Annotated in this window: 17 protein-coding genes; 11 read left to right on the top strand and 6 right to left on the bottom strand. The window is 69.8% G+C overall.

The window, feature by feature from the left end; genetic code table 11:
• The 5 genes from Msi02_RS15300 (at position 1) to Msi02_RS15280 (ending at position 5,144) form a co-directional block, all read left to right on the top strand.
• Positions 1-1,521 carry a serine hydrolase domain-containing protein gene (locus Msi02_RS15300; RefSeq protein WP_239108435.1) on the top strand — a complete coding sequence of 507 codons (1,521 nt, stop codon included), beginning with the start codon at positions 1-3 and terminating at the stop codon, positions 1,519-1,521.
• A gap of 29 nt (positions 1,522-1,550) precedes the next feature.
• Entirely contained in the window at positions 1,551-2,225 is a 675-nt protein-coding gene (locus Msi02_RS15295; protein ID WP_204049027.1) for a response regulator, read from the top strand.
• 4 nt (positions 2,226-2,229) lie between these two features.
• A complete protein-coding gene (locus Msi02_RS15290) occupies positions 2,230-3,819 on the top strand; it encodes a sensor histidine kinase (RefSeq protein WP_204048975.1) in 1,590 nt (529 codons plus the stop codon).
• Between the two features lie 166 nt (positions 3,820-3,985).
• Positions 3,986-4,639, top strand: coding sequence for a DUF6461 domain-containing protein (locus tag Msi02_RS15285; RefSeq protein WP_204048974.1), 654 nt, complete (start codon positions 3,986-3,988; stop codon positions 4,637-4,639).
• Between the two features lie 109 nt (positions 4,640-4,748).
• Entirely contained in the window at positions 4,749-5,144 is a 396-nt protein-coding gene (locus tag Msi02_RS15280) for an ACT domain-containing protein (RefSeq protein WP_204048973.1), read from the top strand.
• A 19-nt stretch (positions 5,145-5,163) separates the two neighbouring features.
• On the opposite strand, the gene Msi02_RS15275 is transcribed toward Msi02_RS15280, so the two are convergent.
• Complete coding sequence (locus tag Msi02_RS15275; RefSeq protein WP_079320200.1) at positions 5,164-5,649, bottom strand: DUF2000 domain-containing protein; 486 nt, start codon at positions 5,647-5,649, stop codon at positions 5,164-5,166.
• A gap of 110 nt (positions 5,650-5,759) precedes the next feature.
• Here Msi02_RS15275 and Msi02_RS15270 point away from each other — a divergent pair, with 110 nt between their 5' ends.
• Complete coding sequence (locus Msi02_RS15270; protein ID WP_204048972.1) at positions 5,760-6,212, top strand: Lrp/AsnC family transcriptional regulator; 453 nt, start codon at positions 5,760-5,762, stop codon at positions 6,210-6,212.
• A 154-nt stretch (positions 6,213-6,366) separates the two neighbouring features.
• A complete protein-coding gene (locus tag Msi02_RS15265) occupies positions 6,367-7,068 on the top strand; it encodes a helix-turn-helix domain-containing protein (RefSeq protein WP_204048971.1) in 702 nt (233 codons plus the stop codon).
• A gap of 33 nt (positions 7,069-7,101) precedes the next feature.
• Here Msi02_RS15265 and Msi02_RS15260 read toward each other — a convergent pair whose 3' ends face one another.
• Positions 7,102-7,605, bottom strand: a complete 504-nt coding sequence (locus tag Msi02_RS15260; RefSeq protein ID WP_204048970.1) for a nucleotidyltransferase domain-containing protein — start codon at positions 7,603-7,605, stop codon at positions 7,102-7,104.
• 180 nt (positions 7,606-7,785) lie between these two features.
• Between Msi02_RS15260 and trpD the strand changes: the two genes are divergently transcribed.
• On the top strand, positions 7,786-8,838 hold the full coding sequence (trpD, locus tag Msi02_RS15255) for an anthranilate phosphoribosyltransferase (protein ID WP_204048969.1): 1,053 nt from the start codon (positions 7,786-7,788) through the stop codon (positions 8,836-8,838).
• Positions 8,839-9,010: 172 nt separating this feature from the next.
• On the opposite strand, the gene cpt is transcribed toward trpD, so the two are convergent.
• Both cpt and Msi02_RS15245 read right to left on the bottom strand, forming a co-directional pair.
• A complete protein-coding gene (cpt, locus tag Msi02_RS15250; protein ID WP_239108429.1) occupies positions 9,011-9,547 on the bottom strand; it encodes a chloramphenicol phosphotransferase CPT in 537 nt (178 codons plus the stop codon).
• A gap of 198 nt (positions 9,548-9,745) precedes the next feature.
• Positions 9,746-10,204: a nuclear transport factor 2 family protein gene (locus tag Msi02_RS15245; protein ID WP_204048968.1), complete on the bottom strand. Its 459-nt coding sequence runs from the start codon at positions 10,202-10,204 to the stop codon at positions 9,746-9,748.
• Positions 10,205-10,549: 345 nt separating this feature from the next.
• Here Msi02_RS15245 and Msi02_RS15240 point away from each other — a divergent pair, with 345 nt between their 5' ends.
• On the top strand, positions 10,550-10,978 hold the full coding sequence (locus Msi02_RS15240; protein ID WP_204048967.1) for a hypothetical protein: 429 nt from the start codon (positions 10,550-10,552) through the stop codon (positions 10,976-10,978).
• Between the two features lie 1,187 nt (positions 10,979-12,165).
• Positions 12,166-12,411 (top strand): hypothetical protein, encoded by a 246-nt coding sequence (locus tag Msi02_RS15235; RefSeq protein ID WP_204048966.1) that lies wholly within the window; start codon positions 12,166-12,168, stop codon positions 12,409-12,411.
• A 706-nt stretch (positions 12,412-13,117) separates the two neighbouring features.
• Here Msi02_RS15235 and Msi02_RS15230 read toward each other — a convergent pair.
• On the bottom strand, positions 13,118-13,510 hold the full coding sequence (locus Msi02_RS15230) for an NUDIX hydrolase (RefSeq protein WP_204048965.1): 393 nt from the start codon (positions 13,508-13,510) through the stop codon (positions 13,118-13,120).
• A gap of 335 nt (positions 13,511-13,845) precedes the next feature.
• Between Msi02_RS15230 and Msi02_RS15225 the strand changes: the two genes are divergently transcribed.
• A complete protein-coding gene (locus tag Msi02_RS15225) occupies positions 13,846-14,883 on the top strand; it encodes an NBR1-Ig-like domain-containing protein (protein WP_239108434.1) in 1,038 nt (345 codons plus the stop codon).
• Positions 14,884-14,943: 60 nt separating this feature from the next.
• On the opposite strand, the gene Msi02_RS15220 is transcribed toward Msi02_RS15225, so the two are convergent.
• On the bottom strand, positions 14,944-15,579 hold a 636-nt coding region (locus Msi02_RS15220; RefSeq protein WP_204048963.1), incomplete at its 5' end, for a SpoIID/LytB domain-containing protein.

Below are 15,579 nucleotides of genomic sequence, written 5' to 3'. Positions count from 1 at the left end.
ATGCGCAGGATCGCCGCGATCGCCGGTCTGGCCGGTGTGTTGCTGCTCACGACGGGAACGACGGCCGTGGACGCGGCTGTGGACGCGGCTGTGGACGCGGCTGTGGACGCCGCGACACGGGCGGCGCCCCCGGACGGACGGCCCGGCCTGACCGCGGAGTCCGTCGACCGGTACGTACGCGACTACATCCGGCGGACGGACCTGCCCGGCGCCGTGGTGACGGTCGTCAAGGGCGACCGGGTCGTGTACGCCGCCGGGCACGGTCACACGGCCGGCGGCGAGGCGATCACCGCGGACACCCCCGTGCCGCTCGCCTCGCTGTCGAAGTCGTTCACGGCCCTGGCAGTGCTGCGCCTCGCCGACGAGGGCAGGATCGACCTCGACGCGCCGGTCCGGCGTTACCTGCCCGAGTTCACCATGGCCGATCCCCGGGCCGAGAAGATCACCGTGCGGCAGCTTCTCCAGCAGACCTCGGGCATGAGCGACCGGACCTTCCCCGAGCTGACGCTCCCCGCGCCGGACGACCTCAAGGGTGCCGTCGCGATGCTCGGGACCGCGCCGCTCGCCGCCGCGCCGGGCACCCGGATGATCTACCACAACCCCAACTACGCGGTGGCGGCGCGGCTGGCCGAGGTGGTGTCGGGGACGCCGTTCGCCGGCTTGATGGCCGCCACGGTGTTCACGCCGCTCGGCATGACGTCCACCCGGACGGTGGACACCACGGAGGAACTGCCCGGCGCAGGCGCCGGATACATCCGCGCGTACGGCCGGGTGATCGAGCGCGCGCACCCGAAGTGGTTCGTCAACGGCTCATACGGGGTCGTCAGCACCGCCAACGACCTGGCCAAGTGGCTGATCACGCAGAACGGTCACGGCGACGCCCTCCCCCGAGACCTCGTCACGGCCACCCAGACCCCGTCCGGCGTGGGCGGCAGCACGTACGGCATGGGCTGGTCGGCCGAGCGCACAGCCGGAGGGACGCCGATGCTGCGGCACACCGGGTGGCTGCTCACGCACAACTCCGCCCAGACCCTCCTGCCCGGGAGCGGGTGGGGCATCGCGGTCGTCACCAACACCGGGATGATCTCCGGCGACGATGCGCTGATCATCAGCGACGGCCTGGTCGACATGATCGAGGGACGGCCCGACGCGGGCGCGGTGCCCTTCACCACGGAGGCGGACCCCTGGCTGGGCGGCCTGTCGCTGCTCACCCTGGGCCTCGGCGTGGCCGGGGTGCTGCGCTCCCGCCGCTGGGCCCGGCGTCGCGCGCAACGGCCCGCCTGGCGGACGTTCGCCCGCCTGGTCCCGTACGCGCTGCCGGTCGCCTTCTACTTCGGGCTGGCGGAGCTGGCCGGGTTGCTGCTGAACCGAGTGGGCACGCTGGACCAGCTCACCTACGTCTGGCTCGCGCTGTACGTCTGGGCCGCCACCGGGGCGCTGGCCGCCGTCGCCGTCGTGGCCGCCCGGCTCGTCCATGCCGTACGCTCCCGGCGACGGGCCGTTGGTAGCGTCCCGGCATGAGCGTTACGCCGGATTTCAGGGAAAACGCGATGATCCGCGTCCTGCTGGCCGACGACGAGGCGTTGATCCGCGCCGGCATCGCGAGCATCCTGGCCACGGCCGGCGACATCGAGGTCGTCGCCGAGGCGGCCGACGGGCACGAGGCCGTCGACCTCGCCCTGCGGCACCGTCCCGCCATCTGCCTGCTCGACGTCCGGATGCCGCGGCTCGACGGGCTCGGGGCCGCCGCCGAGCTGCGCCGGGTCCTTCCCGAGATCGCCGTCGTGATGCTCACGACGTTCAACGAGGACGACTACGTGACGAGCGCACTCGGCTCCGGCGCGTCCGGTTTCCTCCTCAAGTCGGGCGATCCGCGCGAACTGATCGCGGGGGTGCGCGCCGTCGCCGCCGGCGGCGCCTACCTTTCCCCCGCCGTCACCCGGCGGGTCATCACCCGCCTCCGGGCACGCCCGCTCGGCGCGGAGGCCGCCGCCCGCGCCCTCGTGGACCAGCTCGGCGACCGCGAGCGCGAGGTGCTCGCGCTGGTCGGGGCCGCCCTGTCCAACGCCGAGATCGCCCGGCGTCTGCATCTCGTCGAGGGCACGGTCAAGGGATACGTCAGCCAGATCCTCACCCGTCTCGGCCTCCGCAACCGCGTCCAGGCCGCGATCCTGGCGTACGAGGCGGGTCTCGTGCCCGAGGCTCCGCTCGACGGGAGAGCGTGAGGTGGTGCGGCCGTCCCGTCTGCTCGACCTCGGACTGTGGCTTGCGGTGTGCGCGCCGCCGGTCGTGCTGGCCGTCGATGACGGCGACGCCCGGCGGGTGGCGGCGGCAGCGGTGGCCGTGCCGCTGTTCGGGGCCGCCACGGCGGTGAGCCGGAGGTGGCCGCTGGCGGCGCTCGCCGTACCGGTGGCGGTGAGCCTGGCCCTGGACGTGCAGATGTTCGGCCCCCTGGTCTGGACGTGGGCGGCACTGGTGGTCTTCGGCTACCTGGCCGGGCACCGGATGGCGAGCGCCCGGCCGGCGCTGTGGTTCTTCGCGACCGTCGCCCTCGCCGGGCTGCCGCTGTCCGCGCTGGTCCTGCGCGACCTGTGGGGCTGGCCCACGCAGCTCATCACGCTGCTGCTCGCGGTGGTGGTGCCCTGGCTGCTCGGCCGCTGGCGCCGCCAGCACGCCGAACTGGTCCGCACGGGCTGGCTGCTCGCCGACCGGCTGGAGCACGAGCAGCGGGCCGTCGCCGACCGCGCCCGCCTGCGGGAGAGGGCGCGCATCGCGGGCGACATGCACGACTCGCTCGGCCACGACCTGACGCTCCTCGCGGTGCGCGCCGGCGCCCTGGAACTCGACCCCGGCCTGGACTCGCGGCAGCAGGCGGCCGTACGCGAACTGCGCGAGGCCGCCGCGGCCGCGACCGAACGGCTGCGCGAGATCATCGGCGTGCTGCGCGCGGACGACGACGAAGGGGCCGCCGTGCCGCCGCGCGAGGAGAGCGTCGAGACGATCGTCGAGCGCGCCCGCGACTCCGGCGTGCCGATCGTCGTCGAGCACCCGGACGGCCACATGGACGGCCGCCCGGACGGCCACCTGGGCGACACCGACGGCCTGCCTCCGATGACCGCGCTCGCCGTGCGCCGCGTGCTCCAGGAGGCGCTGACGAACGCCGCCAAACACGCTCCCGGCGCTACCGTACGCGTTCGGCTCACGTCCGACGACGGCGTCGTCACGCTCCGCGTGGTCAACGACCCCGCTCCGGCCGCGGCCCCGACGGGTGTGGCGTCCGGCGGGTCCGGGCTCGTCGGGCTGGCGGAACGGGTGCGCCTGGCGGGCGGCGTCCTGCGGGCCGGCCCGGTTCACGGCGGGGGTTTCGAGGTCGCCGCCGAACTGCCCGTCACCGGCGTCCAGGCGGCTCACGAGCACGTACGGACAACAACCGGTCTCGATGTGCCGGTGACCACGGCGGTCCGGGAGCTGGGCCTCGCCCGGCGCCGGGTGCGGCGGCGGCTGGCGCAGGCGGTCGGGATTCCCGTGGCCGTGCTGACCGGGATCTTCGTGCTCCTGATCCCGTTGAGCTTCGTCAGCTCGTCGTTCTCGGTCCTCGACCCGGCGGCGTACGAGGGGCTGAAGGCGGGCGAACCACGCGACGACGTGCGGTCCCGGCTCCCCGCGTTCACCAGGGACGGCCCGCCGGACGGCGCTCCGGCTCCGCCACCCGGCCAGGACTGCGTCTACTACACCATGAGGAGCGATTCCGCCCGCGCCTACCGCCTGTGCTTCGCCCGCGACCGGCTCGTCTCGAAGGCCGTCGTGCCCACGCCGTGACGACGCGGGTTTCAGCAAGATCCAAGCCGATTCCAGGAGCGTGCCACGATCCTCCTGACATCGGCGGCGTCCGCCGCCGGAGGACAGGAACGCGACGGATGACCTCGGCCCCCGATTTTGTCGGCGGCGGCTGCCACGATGTCGCGAAACGACCAAGGGAGCCCAGGTGCCCGACCCTCTCGCCCCCTTCAGGTGGCTGGCGGCCCCGACGACAGGAAACCTGCGCAACCCGCTGGGCGACATCTTCAGCGTGTCGTTCTTCCACGGGTTGGAGCCCGCCGACGTCGCGGCCCGTTTCGAGCCCACCGGAGCGGCGGTCCGCTCGATGACCCTCGTCGAACTCGACGACGAGGTCGCGGAGTTCATCGAGGAGACCGACGGCGGCGACGGCGGCGGATACGTCGGCATCACCCGGATCGGCGAGTGGAGCGTGGCGATCGAACCGTGCGGCTGGCACACGGCGCTGGGCGAGAACCTGGCGCGCCTCGCGCAGGGATGCGAGGCGGTGGCCGTCGGACGCCACGACTACGCCGAGCACAGCTTCCTGTACGCCGTGGACGGCGAGATCGTCACCGCCTTCACTCCGCACGCGTCGGTCAACCGCTGGGGCAGCGACCCCGATCGGCTGAAGGAGCCGATGCGCAGGGTCGGGCTGCCGTGGACCGCCACGACCGGCAAGGCTGCCTGGGACACCCGGTGGGACGACGCGCTCCCGAAGGCGTTCGCGCTCGCCGCCAGGATCACCGGGGTGCCCCTCACCCCCGACTCCTTCGACGGGCCGCTGCTGGTCGCCTCCATCACCGAGTGGTCCCAGGTCTGAACGCCGGCACCAGCATCGTCGGGCCCTGGCCGCAGGTCCTGGAGGCGCTCACCGCCTGGGCCGCCGTTCGGGCGGGCGTCTTGTCGGGGGTCTCTGCTACACACGTTCCATGACCTCACCCGCCGCCCAGCAGCTCGGCATCGTGCCGTCCGTGTTCGCTGTCCAGCACCTGCCGCAGGCGACCTTCCCCGAAGACGACGACTGGATCGCGCTCGTCCGCGCCCCGGAGGGCCTCACCGTGGTCCGCGAGGCCTGGCCGACGGGGTCCGGCGACCGGTGGATCGGCCTCTACGCCGGGGGCACCGGACACGACCTGGACGTCCCGGGCATGCTGGCGGCCATCGTGGGCCCGTTGGCCGAGGCGGCCATCTCGGTGTTCGTCGCCTCGACCTTCCACGCCGACCTGGTGCTCGTGCCCGAGCCGAGGATCAAGGAGGCGATCACCGTCCTGGAGGAGGCGGGACACCGGGTGGACACCCGCCACCTGCGCGCGCCCGACTCCTGACCGCCCGGGCATGCCGGGGTCACGGCATCAGGGGCAGCTTTCCCACGATCTTGTCCACCCGGTTGCGCGGCCCGACCACGCCGACCGCGTAGTACTCGACGTCGTCGGCCGCGGTCTCCTTCATCGCGGCGAGGTAGTCGGCGTAGACCCGGGTCTGCTGGGCCGCCGCGGGCATGTCCGCGACGAAGCACCCGGCGGACGACGCGGCCTTGGCGCGGACGGCGCGCAGCGTGGCGGCGTCCGCGGCCAGCACCGAGCAGCCCGCCCAGGGCAGGCCGGGGTGGGCGCCGCCGTCGGCGTCCACCGCGTCGTCGCCGAGGAGCCCGGTCACCGCCGTCGATGTCGCCGCGGCCACGCAAACGGCGGCGTTGACGGCACGGCCGGCGGGAAGGTCGCGGTCGACCACGATCACCCACTTCAGGCGGGCCGCCCGGGTCGGGAGGGCCGGGTCGATCTCCTCGGGGGCGAACCCGACACCCGAGGTCGTCTGTTCATCGGCCGCCATGCTGGCCTCCTATCCATACGTTCGGTAGTACGCCGTCGATGCTAGGCATCCGTACGATAGGACTGCAACGCATCCGTATTTGTATCGGAAGTAGGGGCGAACAGGCGGGCATGGACGAACTTGATAAGGCGATCCTGGTGGAACTGCAGTCGGATGCACGGAAGACCAACCGTGACGTCGCCGCCTCGGTCGGGGTCTCGCCGACCACGGCACTCGACCGCACGCGGGCGCTCCGCCAGCGTGGCGTCATCCGCGGAGCGATCCTCGACGTCGACCTGGCGGCGATCGGGCGCCCGGTCCAGGCCCTCATCGCCATCCGCGTGCGTCCCCCCTCGCGGCGCAACATCGAGGGATTCCGCAACTGGGTCAGCGCGCTTCCCGACACCCTGGGCGTCTACGTGACGACCGGCACGGAGGACTTCATCGTGCACGTCGCGGTGCCGGACAACGCCAGCCTGTACGCGTTCGTGATCGACAAGCTCACCGAACGGCCCGAAGTCGCCGACGTCCGCACGTCGATCGTCTACGAGCACATCCGCAACACCGGGATCAGCCCCGTGTGAAAGTCATGCTCCGGACACCTCCCCGGCGTCGGGCCGCTGGGTGCCGCCTGCTCGTCACCCTGTCGTCGGGGTGACCACGGACGTAGCATGATCGGAAATACGGCCTGGACCGGCCCGCATGGCAGTCTTCCGCGAGTCAGGAGGAGTTACCCGGATGGGCCTGGACATCGAGAGTCGATCGTCCGACTCGCCGTACATCGAGCGGGTGTGGCGCAGCAGCAGCCGTGACGTGGAACAGATGACGGCGGTCGCGACGGCCCATTGGGATCTGGTCTTCTGGGAGCATCGCGGCCAGGTCAGCGCCTCCGTCCAGGGGCCGGAGACGAGAGCGAGCCAGGCCCCCGTTCCCGAGGACGCCACGTTCTTCGGGATCAGTTTCTCCCTCGGCACCGTGATGCCCCATCTTCCCCTCGGCCGGCTCGTGGACGGGTCCGCGGAGATTCCGGACACGACGCACAGGTCCTTCTGGCTGAAGGGTTCCACCTGGCATCTGCCCGATTGGGACAACGCCGAGGCGTTCGTGCAACGGCTGGTGCGTGAGGGTGTCGTGGAGCGCGACCCCCTCGTCGCCGCGGTCCTCCGTGGCGCGTCGCCGGACGTGTCGGAACGCACCGTGCAGCGGCGCTTCCTGGCGTCGACCGGGCTCACGCGCGGCGCCGTCCGGCAGATCGACCGCGCCAGGCGGGCGGCGGTCCTGATCCAGCAGGGCGTGCCGGCCCACGACATGATCCACCGGCTCGGATACTTCGACCAGCCGCACCTCGCACGGTCCCTGAGCCGTTACATCGGTCGAACCGCCACGCAGTTGGGCGATCGGAAGCCGTCGCAGCCGCTGTCGCTCCTGTACGCGACCTGACCACTCGCCCTCCGCCGCATCGCGTAGGCGGGGTCAGAAGTGCGTCGTGACGCCGAACGCCGCACGCAGGCTTGCCATGTCGTGCAGGTCGCGGCCGCGGGGCTCGTAGCCCTGGTGGAAGGCGACCTGCTGACCGACGGACAGGCAGCGCACCCGCACACCCTCGATCGTGCCCGTGACGAAGGCCGCGGCCGGGTAGTGCAGCGCCGCACCGCGGTCGTCCAGGTGCTGCACGGCCGAGCCGTCCTCCGCGATGTGCAGCGGATGGAGATCGAGCTCGTGCCCGTGGCCGTCGGCCATGACGAACCTGGCCGGCCGCCCGGGCACCGCACCGGGCCGCTCGGCATACCCGCACGACTCCAGCTCACCGATCACCAGCCGCTCCTGTTCGGCGCGGTGGAGCAGGTCGAGGTCGTGATGTTCCCTGGTGACGCGTCCGACCAGGACGTCGATCCCCCAGCCGCCGGCGACCCAGACCTCACATCCGGCGGCGTCCAGCACGTTCAGCACCCGAAGCATCTCGCCGATCGGCAGCACCGGTCCCCCTGCCCCTCATCTCGATCTTCAAGCCACGCTACCCCGGCAGAACCGGGAACGGTGACGCTCGCGGATCCGTGGAGTTCGGCCAGGTCAGGTTCGTGTCAGCGATTCACGGTGCCGGTCACTACGCTGGGAGCACCGCCCGACCGTCGTCGTGCCCATGTCGAGAGGACCTTGATGACCGAGCCGTCCCGCTCCTGGCCACGCCTGCTCGCGACGCTCCTGCGCGGGCACGACCTCGACGCGGACGACACCCGCTGGGCCATGCGGCAGGTCATGGACGACGCGGCCGATCCCGCCCAGCTCGCCGGATTCCTCGTCGCCCTGCGGGCCAAGGGCGAGAGCACCGCGGAACTCCGGGGCATGCTCGACGCCCTCATGGAACGGGTCGTGCCCCTGCCCGTCGACGGCGCGGAGGTCGTCGACATCGTCGGCACCGGTGGCGACGGCGCCCACACCGTGAACGTCAGCACCATGGCGGCGATCGTCGTGGCCGCCGCCGGCGCCCCCGTCGTCAAGCACGGCGGCCGGTCGGCGTCCAGCAAGGCCGGCGCCGCCGACGTCCTGGAAGCCCTGGGCCTGCCGCTCGATCTCACACCTGACGACATCGCCCGGTGCGTACGCGACGTCGGCATCGGCTTCACCTTCGCCCCGCGCTTCCACCAGGGGCTGCGTTACGCCGGTCCGGTACGCAAGGCGCTCGGCGTCCCCACCGCCGTCAACTACCTGGCGCCGCTGACCAACCCCGCCAGTCCCCGTGCCGCCCTCGTCGGCTGCTCCAACCTCGCCCTCGCCCCGGTTCTGGCGAACGTCCTCGCGGAACGGGGCGCGAGCGCCCTGGTCGTGTGCGGGCAGGACGGCCTCGACGAGATCACCACCGCCGCGCCCACGAACGTCTGGATCACCGAGAGCGGCGGCGTCCGGCAGGAGACGCTGGACACCGCCGACTTCGGTCTGGCGCGCAGCGCGCAGGACGCGCTCCGCGGCGGTGACGCGGCCTACAACGCCTCGGTCGTCCACCGGGTCCTGGCCGGTGAAGCGGGTGCCGCACGTGACGCCGTCCTCGCCAACGCGGCCGGAGCCCTCGCCGCTCACCGCGGCTTCGGCGGGGGCCTGCGCGGCGCCTTCGCGACCTGTCTGGAGGACGCGCGCCGGGCCATCGACAGCGGCGCTGCGGCAACCACCCTCGAGAGCTGGCTGAAGCTCGCGTCGTCCCTGGCCGGCCGCTAGCGCCGATCGTCCTTCCATCCGGACGGACCTGCTACCAGCCGGCAACTGTCCGATCCAGGCGAGCTGACCGGCCGGCGAGTCGGCCACAGCGCGTGGGAGAGGGTCTGCGGCTGCGCCTGCTGGACCTTGTCGTGGACGGCGTGGTCGACGAAGGACTGCAGGAATGCCGGTGCTAACGGCGCACCCGGGTGGCGATCGTCTCCGCGCACGCCAAGGACTCGGTGTGCGTGGAGTCCACCACGAGGTCGTAGACCACGCCCTCGTGAACCACCTCCGCCTGCAACGCGGCCATCCCCCTGACACGGTCGCCCCGGGCGATCTCTCGCCCTGCGGCGACCGCGCTGTCGCACCTCACACCGACCCAGAGCACCTCCAGTCCGGCAAGAGCCTTTTGCCACCGTTGCTGGGACGCCACTCCGCCGAGGAACACGTCATCCACGATGACCCGAGCGCCCGCGCGGACCATCGCGGCGACCCCCGCCGTCCACGCCGCATCCAGCCTCAGGAATTCCGGCCCGACAAGCACCTGCCCGTCGGGGGCGAATTCGATCCCCGCATCGGATGCCCGCATGGAGGCAGGCATCGCGTCGACCAGGGTGTCAACCGAGAGGGCAAGCCATGGATCCGGCAGTACCGCCTGCAGGCACCGGGAGATCCCGGACTTGCCCGAACTGGAACCGCCGTTGAGAACGATCACCTGAGTCGCCACGGCGCCACGCTAGACGGCGCCCCTTCGCATGCCAAACAGTTTTCACGCGGCCCATCTGTGCCGGCCACCGACTGGCACCACAGGCCGAGCGCGGAGGGCGGCAAGCGAGCGGCCATGGACGTGTTCGCGGGAGCCACCCCGGAAGTCACCTGTGCCGGTCGGCCCAGAGCGCTCGAAAGAGCGACCACACGACCTCTTTCACAGCGCGGATTCGGCATGCACCTGATCGAAGAGCTGGGTCAGACGCCCGAGCCCCGCCGCGGTCCGCAGCACGTCGGAGTAGTCGCGCAAGTGGACGATACGGCCGTCGCGGGCGCGCAGGACGAGCACGAACCGGGAGGTGAACGGCCGTCCGGTCGCATGATTGACAGCGTTCATCTCACCCTCAGAGATGATCACTTCGGCGTCGGCCGTCTCGTGAACGCACACCTCGCGAAATCCGGTCAGCGGTGGCTTGGACACCGACCCCCATGCCGCCCTGAAGCCTGCGCGGATCTCCTCGCGCCCGTCGTACCGCTGCGACGGACCGCGATGCGGCGTCCAGAACACGAACTCGTAGATCGCCTCATCGGCGAACAAATCGGCAAGCGAGTCAGGCGAGAAGTCCAGCATCGCCTGCTGGAAGCGATCGAGCAGGTCGCGCGGAGTCGCGGGCATCCCGCCTCCCTCATCGATGCGGCTCTGCTCAACGAACCTAGAACTGAAGGGAACAATTGGTCAACAAGCGTTGAGTACTCGAATGTCTGAGTTGCTGCCGCCGTGATGCCGAACCGCCTTCAGCCGGCCCTACCTCGATGTAGCCCGGAGCGCGGCGGGGATCGCCGAGCACCGCCCTCACGCGGGCAAGCACATCGGCGGGCTGCACGTCGGTGAGCTCCTTCAAGAGCCTGAGGCGGCCCTGTCATCCCGCACCCACGCGAGCATGCACAGCCAGGCCTCGATCAAATTCGATGAGTCCCAGAAGACCCGCCAAGCCGATCACCTGGCGGGTCTTCGTCGTTCGTGGAGCTAGCGGTAGTGGCGGTGGTGCTGGTGCCCCTGGTGGTGACCGCGGTGGTGCCCCTGGTGGTGACCGCGGTGGTGCCCCTGGTGGTGACCGCGGTGGTGCCCCTTATGGTGACCGCGGTGGTGACCCTTATGGTGACCGTGATGACGGCCGTGGTCGCGGCCGCGGTGGTCGCCGTGGTCGCGGCCGCGATGGTCGCCGTGGTCGCGGCCGCGATGGTCGCCGCCGCCGCCACCGCCGCCGCCACCGCCGCCGCCGCCACCGCCGCCACCGCCGCCGTTGCCGCCGCCGCCACCGCCGCCACCGTTGCCGCCGCCGCCACCGCCGCCGCCCTGGTCGTAGGTGCGAGGCGCGTGCTCAGTGCGGTGTCCGGGACTAGAAGTCAGCATCGACGAGAACGCATCGTTCGCTGCGGCGGTCTCTGAAGCGCTGACCACCGACGTGTTCGCCGGGCTCGCTACGGCTGAGGCTTCGGATGCCTGACCCATCCCCAGAGCCAGGGCTCCGATGAAAACAGCGCCCACCGCAGAGAGTCGCTTATCGGCCATTAGCCTCTCCTTTCGATATCGCGCGACAACTGTCGGATCGCGCGACGATTACCCTTACGACCCATCGTTAGCCTGGACGCTGCAAGACGTCCAGATGAGCTGACGTGGACTTGCCGGATTTCGCGAGCCGGCAATGCTGATGGCATGCATCTGCTTTGGATGAACGTCGGCACGGTTTACCTGACCGATGCGATCACAAGAACTCTCGGAGGGGCAACGAAAACACATCCCTCGCAACACCCGGTATCAGCCGGCCAGATGCAGCTGGACCGACTTCGCCCCATCCCGGCATTCACGCTGACGATCATTTCGGTATCCTCGGTGATTGCAGCGTTGATTTGGTTGTCCACACTTGACGTATGCGCAGAGACGCTCCCACTCGCCCATTTCGAGGGTTTCGAATGCCGCCGGAACATATTCACATAAGCGCGACAGAGCAGCGCTTCCGTAGCCGTGGAAGACGCCATCCGCAACCGTGACGTTGCCGCACGTGGACGGCGTGCCCGACGACGGATTGGACCTAGAATCCGTGAAGGTGAACGGCGTGTTCCAGGGGAACGCGTTCGAGTCGGAGTCCTGCCAGTCATCTACACCTCGGCCTGCCTGCGGATCATCTGGGGTGAGATTGGGACGGATGTACCGATTCCTGGAACGTTCAACTCCGGTGGCTCGCGAAGCCGGAACGAGGGCGCCCGCCGCTTGCGTCGAAGAGACCGAGTTCGCGCATGTCGTCAAGGAGCCGGTCAGGGTCATCGCCCTGGCGGAAGCGGTAGCTGTGGAGACTGAGCGTCACAACGATCAGTCGGCTGTTCACCTCATAGGTGAACTCGTCTCCCTTGGTGTCCTCCTGTGAGGTGGCCGCCTTCGTACGCGCGAGCATCCCTCGGGGACCGGCGAGGAGATGACCCTCAGAACCCGCGCCCTCCCGGCTCATTCCGAGGAGGGCCGGGGGTGCAGGGGGCGGAGCCCCCTGCAGTGTTTGCTGTGAGTGCTCGGCTAACCGGCCTCGGCACTCGGTCCCGGTGGTCTTCGAGCGTCCATCTGTCAGACACTCACTGGCGGCCATGGTCGTGGCCGTGGTCGTGTCGGTGGTCTCACCCGCCGCCACCGCCGCCGCCGTCGCCGCCGCCGCCACCGCCGCCGCCGTCACCGCCGCCACCGCCGCCGCCGTCACCGCCGCCGCCACCGCCGCCGTCACCGCCACCGCCGCCGCCGCCCTGGTCATAGGTGCGAGGCGCGAGATCGGTACGGTGTCCAGGGCTCGACGTCAGCATCGAGGAGAACGCGTCGTGCGCTGCGGCGGTCTCTGAAGTGCTGACCGCTGACGTGTTCGCCGGGCTCGCTACGGCTGAGGCTTGAGATGCCTGACCCAGCCCCAGAGTCAGGGCTCCGACGAAAACTGCGCCCAGCGCAGAGATTCGCTTACCGACCATTAGCGTCTCCTTTCGGTTTCGCGCGACGAATGTGGTATCGCGCGACGATTGCCCTTACGACCCATCGTTAGCCTGGACGCCGCAGGACGTCCAGATGAGCTGACGTGGACTTGCCGGATTTCGCGAGCCCGCAATGCCGATGGCATATGTCTGCTTTGGACAACTGCCGACGCGGTTACCCGTCCGATGCGAGCACAAGAACTCTCGGAGTCACAACGAGAAACATGCATCGCACCACATGGCATATGCCAATCAGATCCAGAGCCTGTCTGATGGCAGATCAGGGTTGGTGCGGTTGGGGCCCTTCAGGATCAGCCCCGAAGGGCCTTTACGCGTACATGCATGAAACCCACCATTCCGGATGCGAGAGAGCGAAAGCACCATGTCTGCCGCTACTCCACCTGTGATGGAACATTGCATGACCGGCCCTGTAGCCTCACCTTGGCCCGCGAATCCTCTGCGGCCGGCCTTAAGGCAGGCCAGGGACCGGGCCGAAGCGGCATGGGCGGCAAGCAAACCTCCACGAAGAGGCCACAAGACGTCCAGACCACTTATCTGATTCCTGGTGTGGTCTGAGAAATAGTCAGTGGAGTTGGCCGGTCTCGTGTAGGTGGTCGAAGATGATCTGGTCTACGGGGGAAACGCGGTGGCGGTCGGCGTAGGTCAGCCAGGTGACTTCCTCGATCTCGCTGGCGGCCGTTGGGGTGCCGTGGTGTTCGGCGGTGTAGCAGGTCATCCGCACGGTGACGCCGTCGGCGTGGCCGTGGGCCTGGGCATGGAAGGTGCCCAGGTGCGTGGCGGTGGCGGGCAGGATCGTGATGGCGAGTTCCTCGGCGATCTCGCGGGTCAGGGTGTCGAGGTCGGTTTCGCCGGGCTCGCGTTTGCCGCCTGGAATGTAATAGACGTCTTTGCCTCGTGATCGGGTGCTGAGGATCTTGCCTTCGTCGAGATGGATCCACGCGATCTTGTCGATCATCGTCTGTCGTCTCCTGTCTGGCCGGCGGGCTCAGGCTGCCTTTTCCCGGGGGCGTTCCAGAAGTCTGCCGTTCCTGAAGACGGCTCCGGCACTGGCGAGCGCGACGAGGTGGGGGGCGTTGACCGCAGCATCGCGATCAACAAGGACGTGGACGGACACCTCATGAAGGGCGACAAGCGGGCGGCGACAGAGGCCATTTTCAGCGCTCTGCTGGCCCGGCCGAAACGGGTGGCTCCCATTGTGGCCGGCGAGCGAGGCGCAGGAGGACGTATGCGAGATGCCTCGTAAGCTTGAGCGGATACCGCGGGCGCTGTTAGCTTCGCCCGGTGGACGACATGCCTGCACGGGCGGAGGCGATCGAGGACTTCGCGGCGGCACTGCGAAAACTTCGCAAGTCGGTCGGCAACCCACCTTTCCGAGAAATGTCTGGCCGGTCGGGGGCGATCTCCCACACGACGTTGCACGAAGCCACGAAGGGTAACCGGCTCCCGAGCTGGGAGACCACCGTCGAGTTCGTCAAGGCGTGCGGCGCAGACCCGGCCGCGTACCGCGAACGCTGGGAGAGTGCGAACCTGGCGGTCAGATCGGCGACCGCCGGGAATCCTTCAAGCCGCGCGGGCACCTTGGCGGCCCGTCCGCCTGGTGGACTCGAAGCCTTCGCCTCGGACGTCGCGGAAGGTCGTACGGTGCACAGCGCCACGGGGTCGCAAGCCCCACGGTCGGCTGCTGAGACCTCGGCATCTCTGCCTACGCCGCCACCGCCCGACGAGATCGCGGGCGACGTCCGGCCGGTCCCCTCTGCGCCAGGGGGCCCGGGGCGATTTCGGCCGACCCGCCCGGCTGCGCTCGCAGTGGCGGCCGTCGGTGTGGCGACAGTGGTCCTCATCGCGGTCGCCGTCAATCGTGGCTCCGGGACCGACGGGCACAGCGTGAACCCGTCCGAAAGCCCATCGACGACCGGGCTGTCGGCGGCCGACTGCCCGGTGCGCGCCACCAATCCTCCGTGGAGCCCGCCTGCGCACGAGGGTGATTCGGCGAAGTTCATCGGGGACATCACGCTCCCCGACTGCACGCGCGTCGGCCCCCGCCAGACCGTGACCAAGGTGTGGCGGCTCAAGAACGCCGGGACCGTGCCGTGGAAGGGATATTCGCTGCATCGCCTCGACCTCCCGCAGCAACCTGATCAATGCCAGACCGTCCCCGACGTACCGATCAAGGACACGCGGCCCGGAGAGATGGTCGACATCCGGACCGACATCACCACGCCGAGCAAGCCGGGCTTGTGCTACGTGCGGTTCAAGATGATGGAGGGCTCGGGACGGGTGGCGTTCCCCGGAGGCCGGCCACTCAACTTCCAGATCATCGTCGGCTGACGCCTGTTCCCCGTCGTGCATGGCACGGCGGGGAACCAGGGGCGGACGGTCTCCGGGGGTTCAGGATCCGAGAACGATCCCCTTGTAGTAGTACGTGAGGATTCTGGAGTAGCTCCAGCCCGCCTTGGCCTTGTCGCGAGAACCGTTCTGCGACATCCAGTCGCCGGTGACCCAATGGCGGCACGCCGTCGTCGTGGAGCAGTACTGGGCCTTGAAGATCTTTCCATCGCGCGTCATCCGGGTGCCCCATGTCGCGTCCACCGCGGCGTTCGTCGCCGCCGTCGCGGAGCCGGGCTTGTACACCTGGCTGGACGTGTGGTCGGAGACGTCGTAGCACTGGCCGCTCGGCGTCTTGCTCGCCGACCTCAGCGCCCAGTACCAGCCGAAGTGCTTGACTGCGATCGCGCCGGCCTTGAGAGACTCCCCCGGCCAGTACGACCGCCACTCGTTGGGCAGGACGTTCTTGACGTACGTCTTGAACGCCACCCGGTCCACGCGATCGAGGGACTCCCTGTAGACGAGGATCGTCGTGGGCAGCTTGCTGTGCGTGCCGTCGGTCTTGCACCCGGTCGGCGGTGCGGAGCTCAGGAACTGGTGAGAGGCGTTCTGGTTCTTGAGGCCGGGCTTGAGGTTGCCCTTGGCGCCGGGCGCGAAGTCCTGGTAGACGCTGCCGCCGTAGTTGCTGTTGTAGTAGAC

The organism is Microbispora siamensis (genome assembly GCF_016863095.1).
GTDB lineage: Bacteria > Actinomycetota > Actinomycetes > Streptosporangiales > Streptosporangiaceae > Microbispora > Microbispora siamensis.
This window is presented reverse-complemented; position numbering and strand designations above follow the sequence as displayed.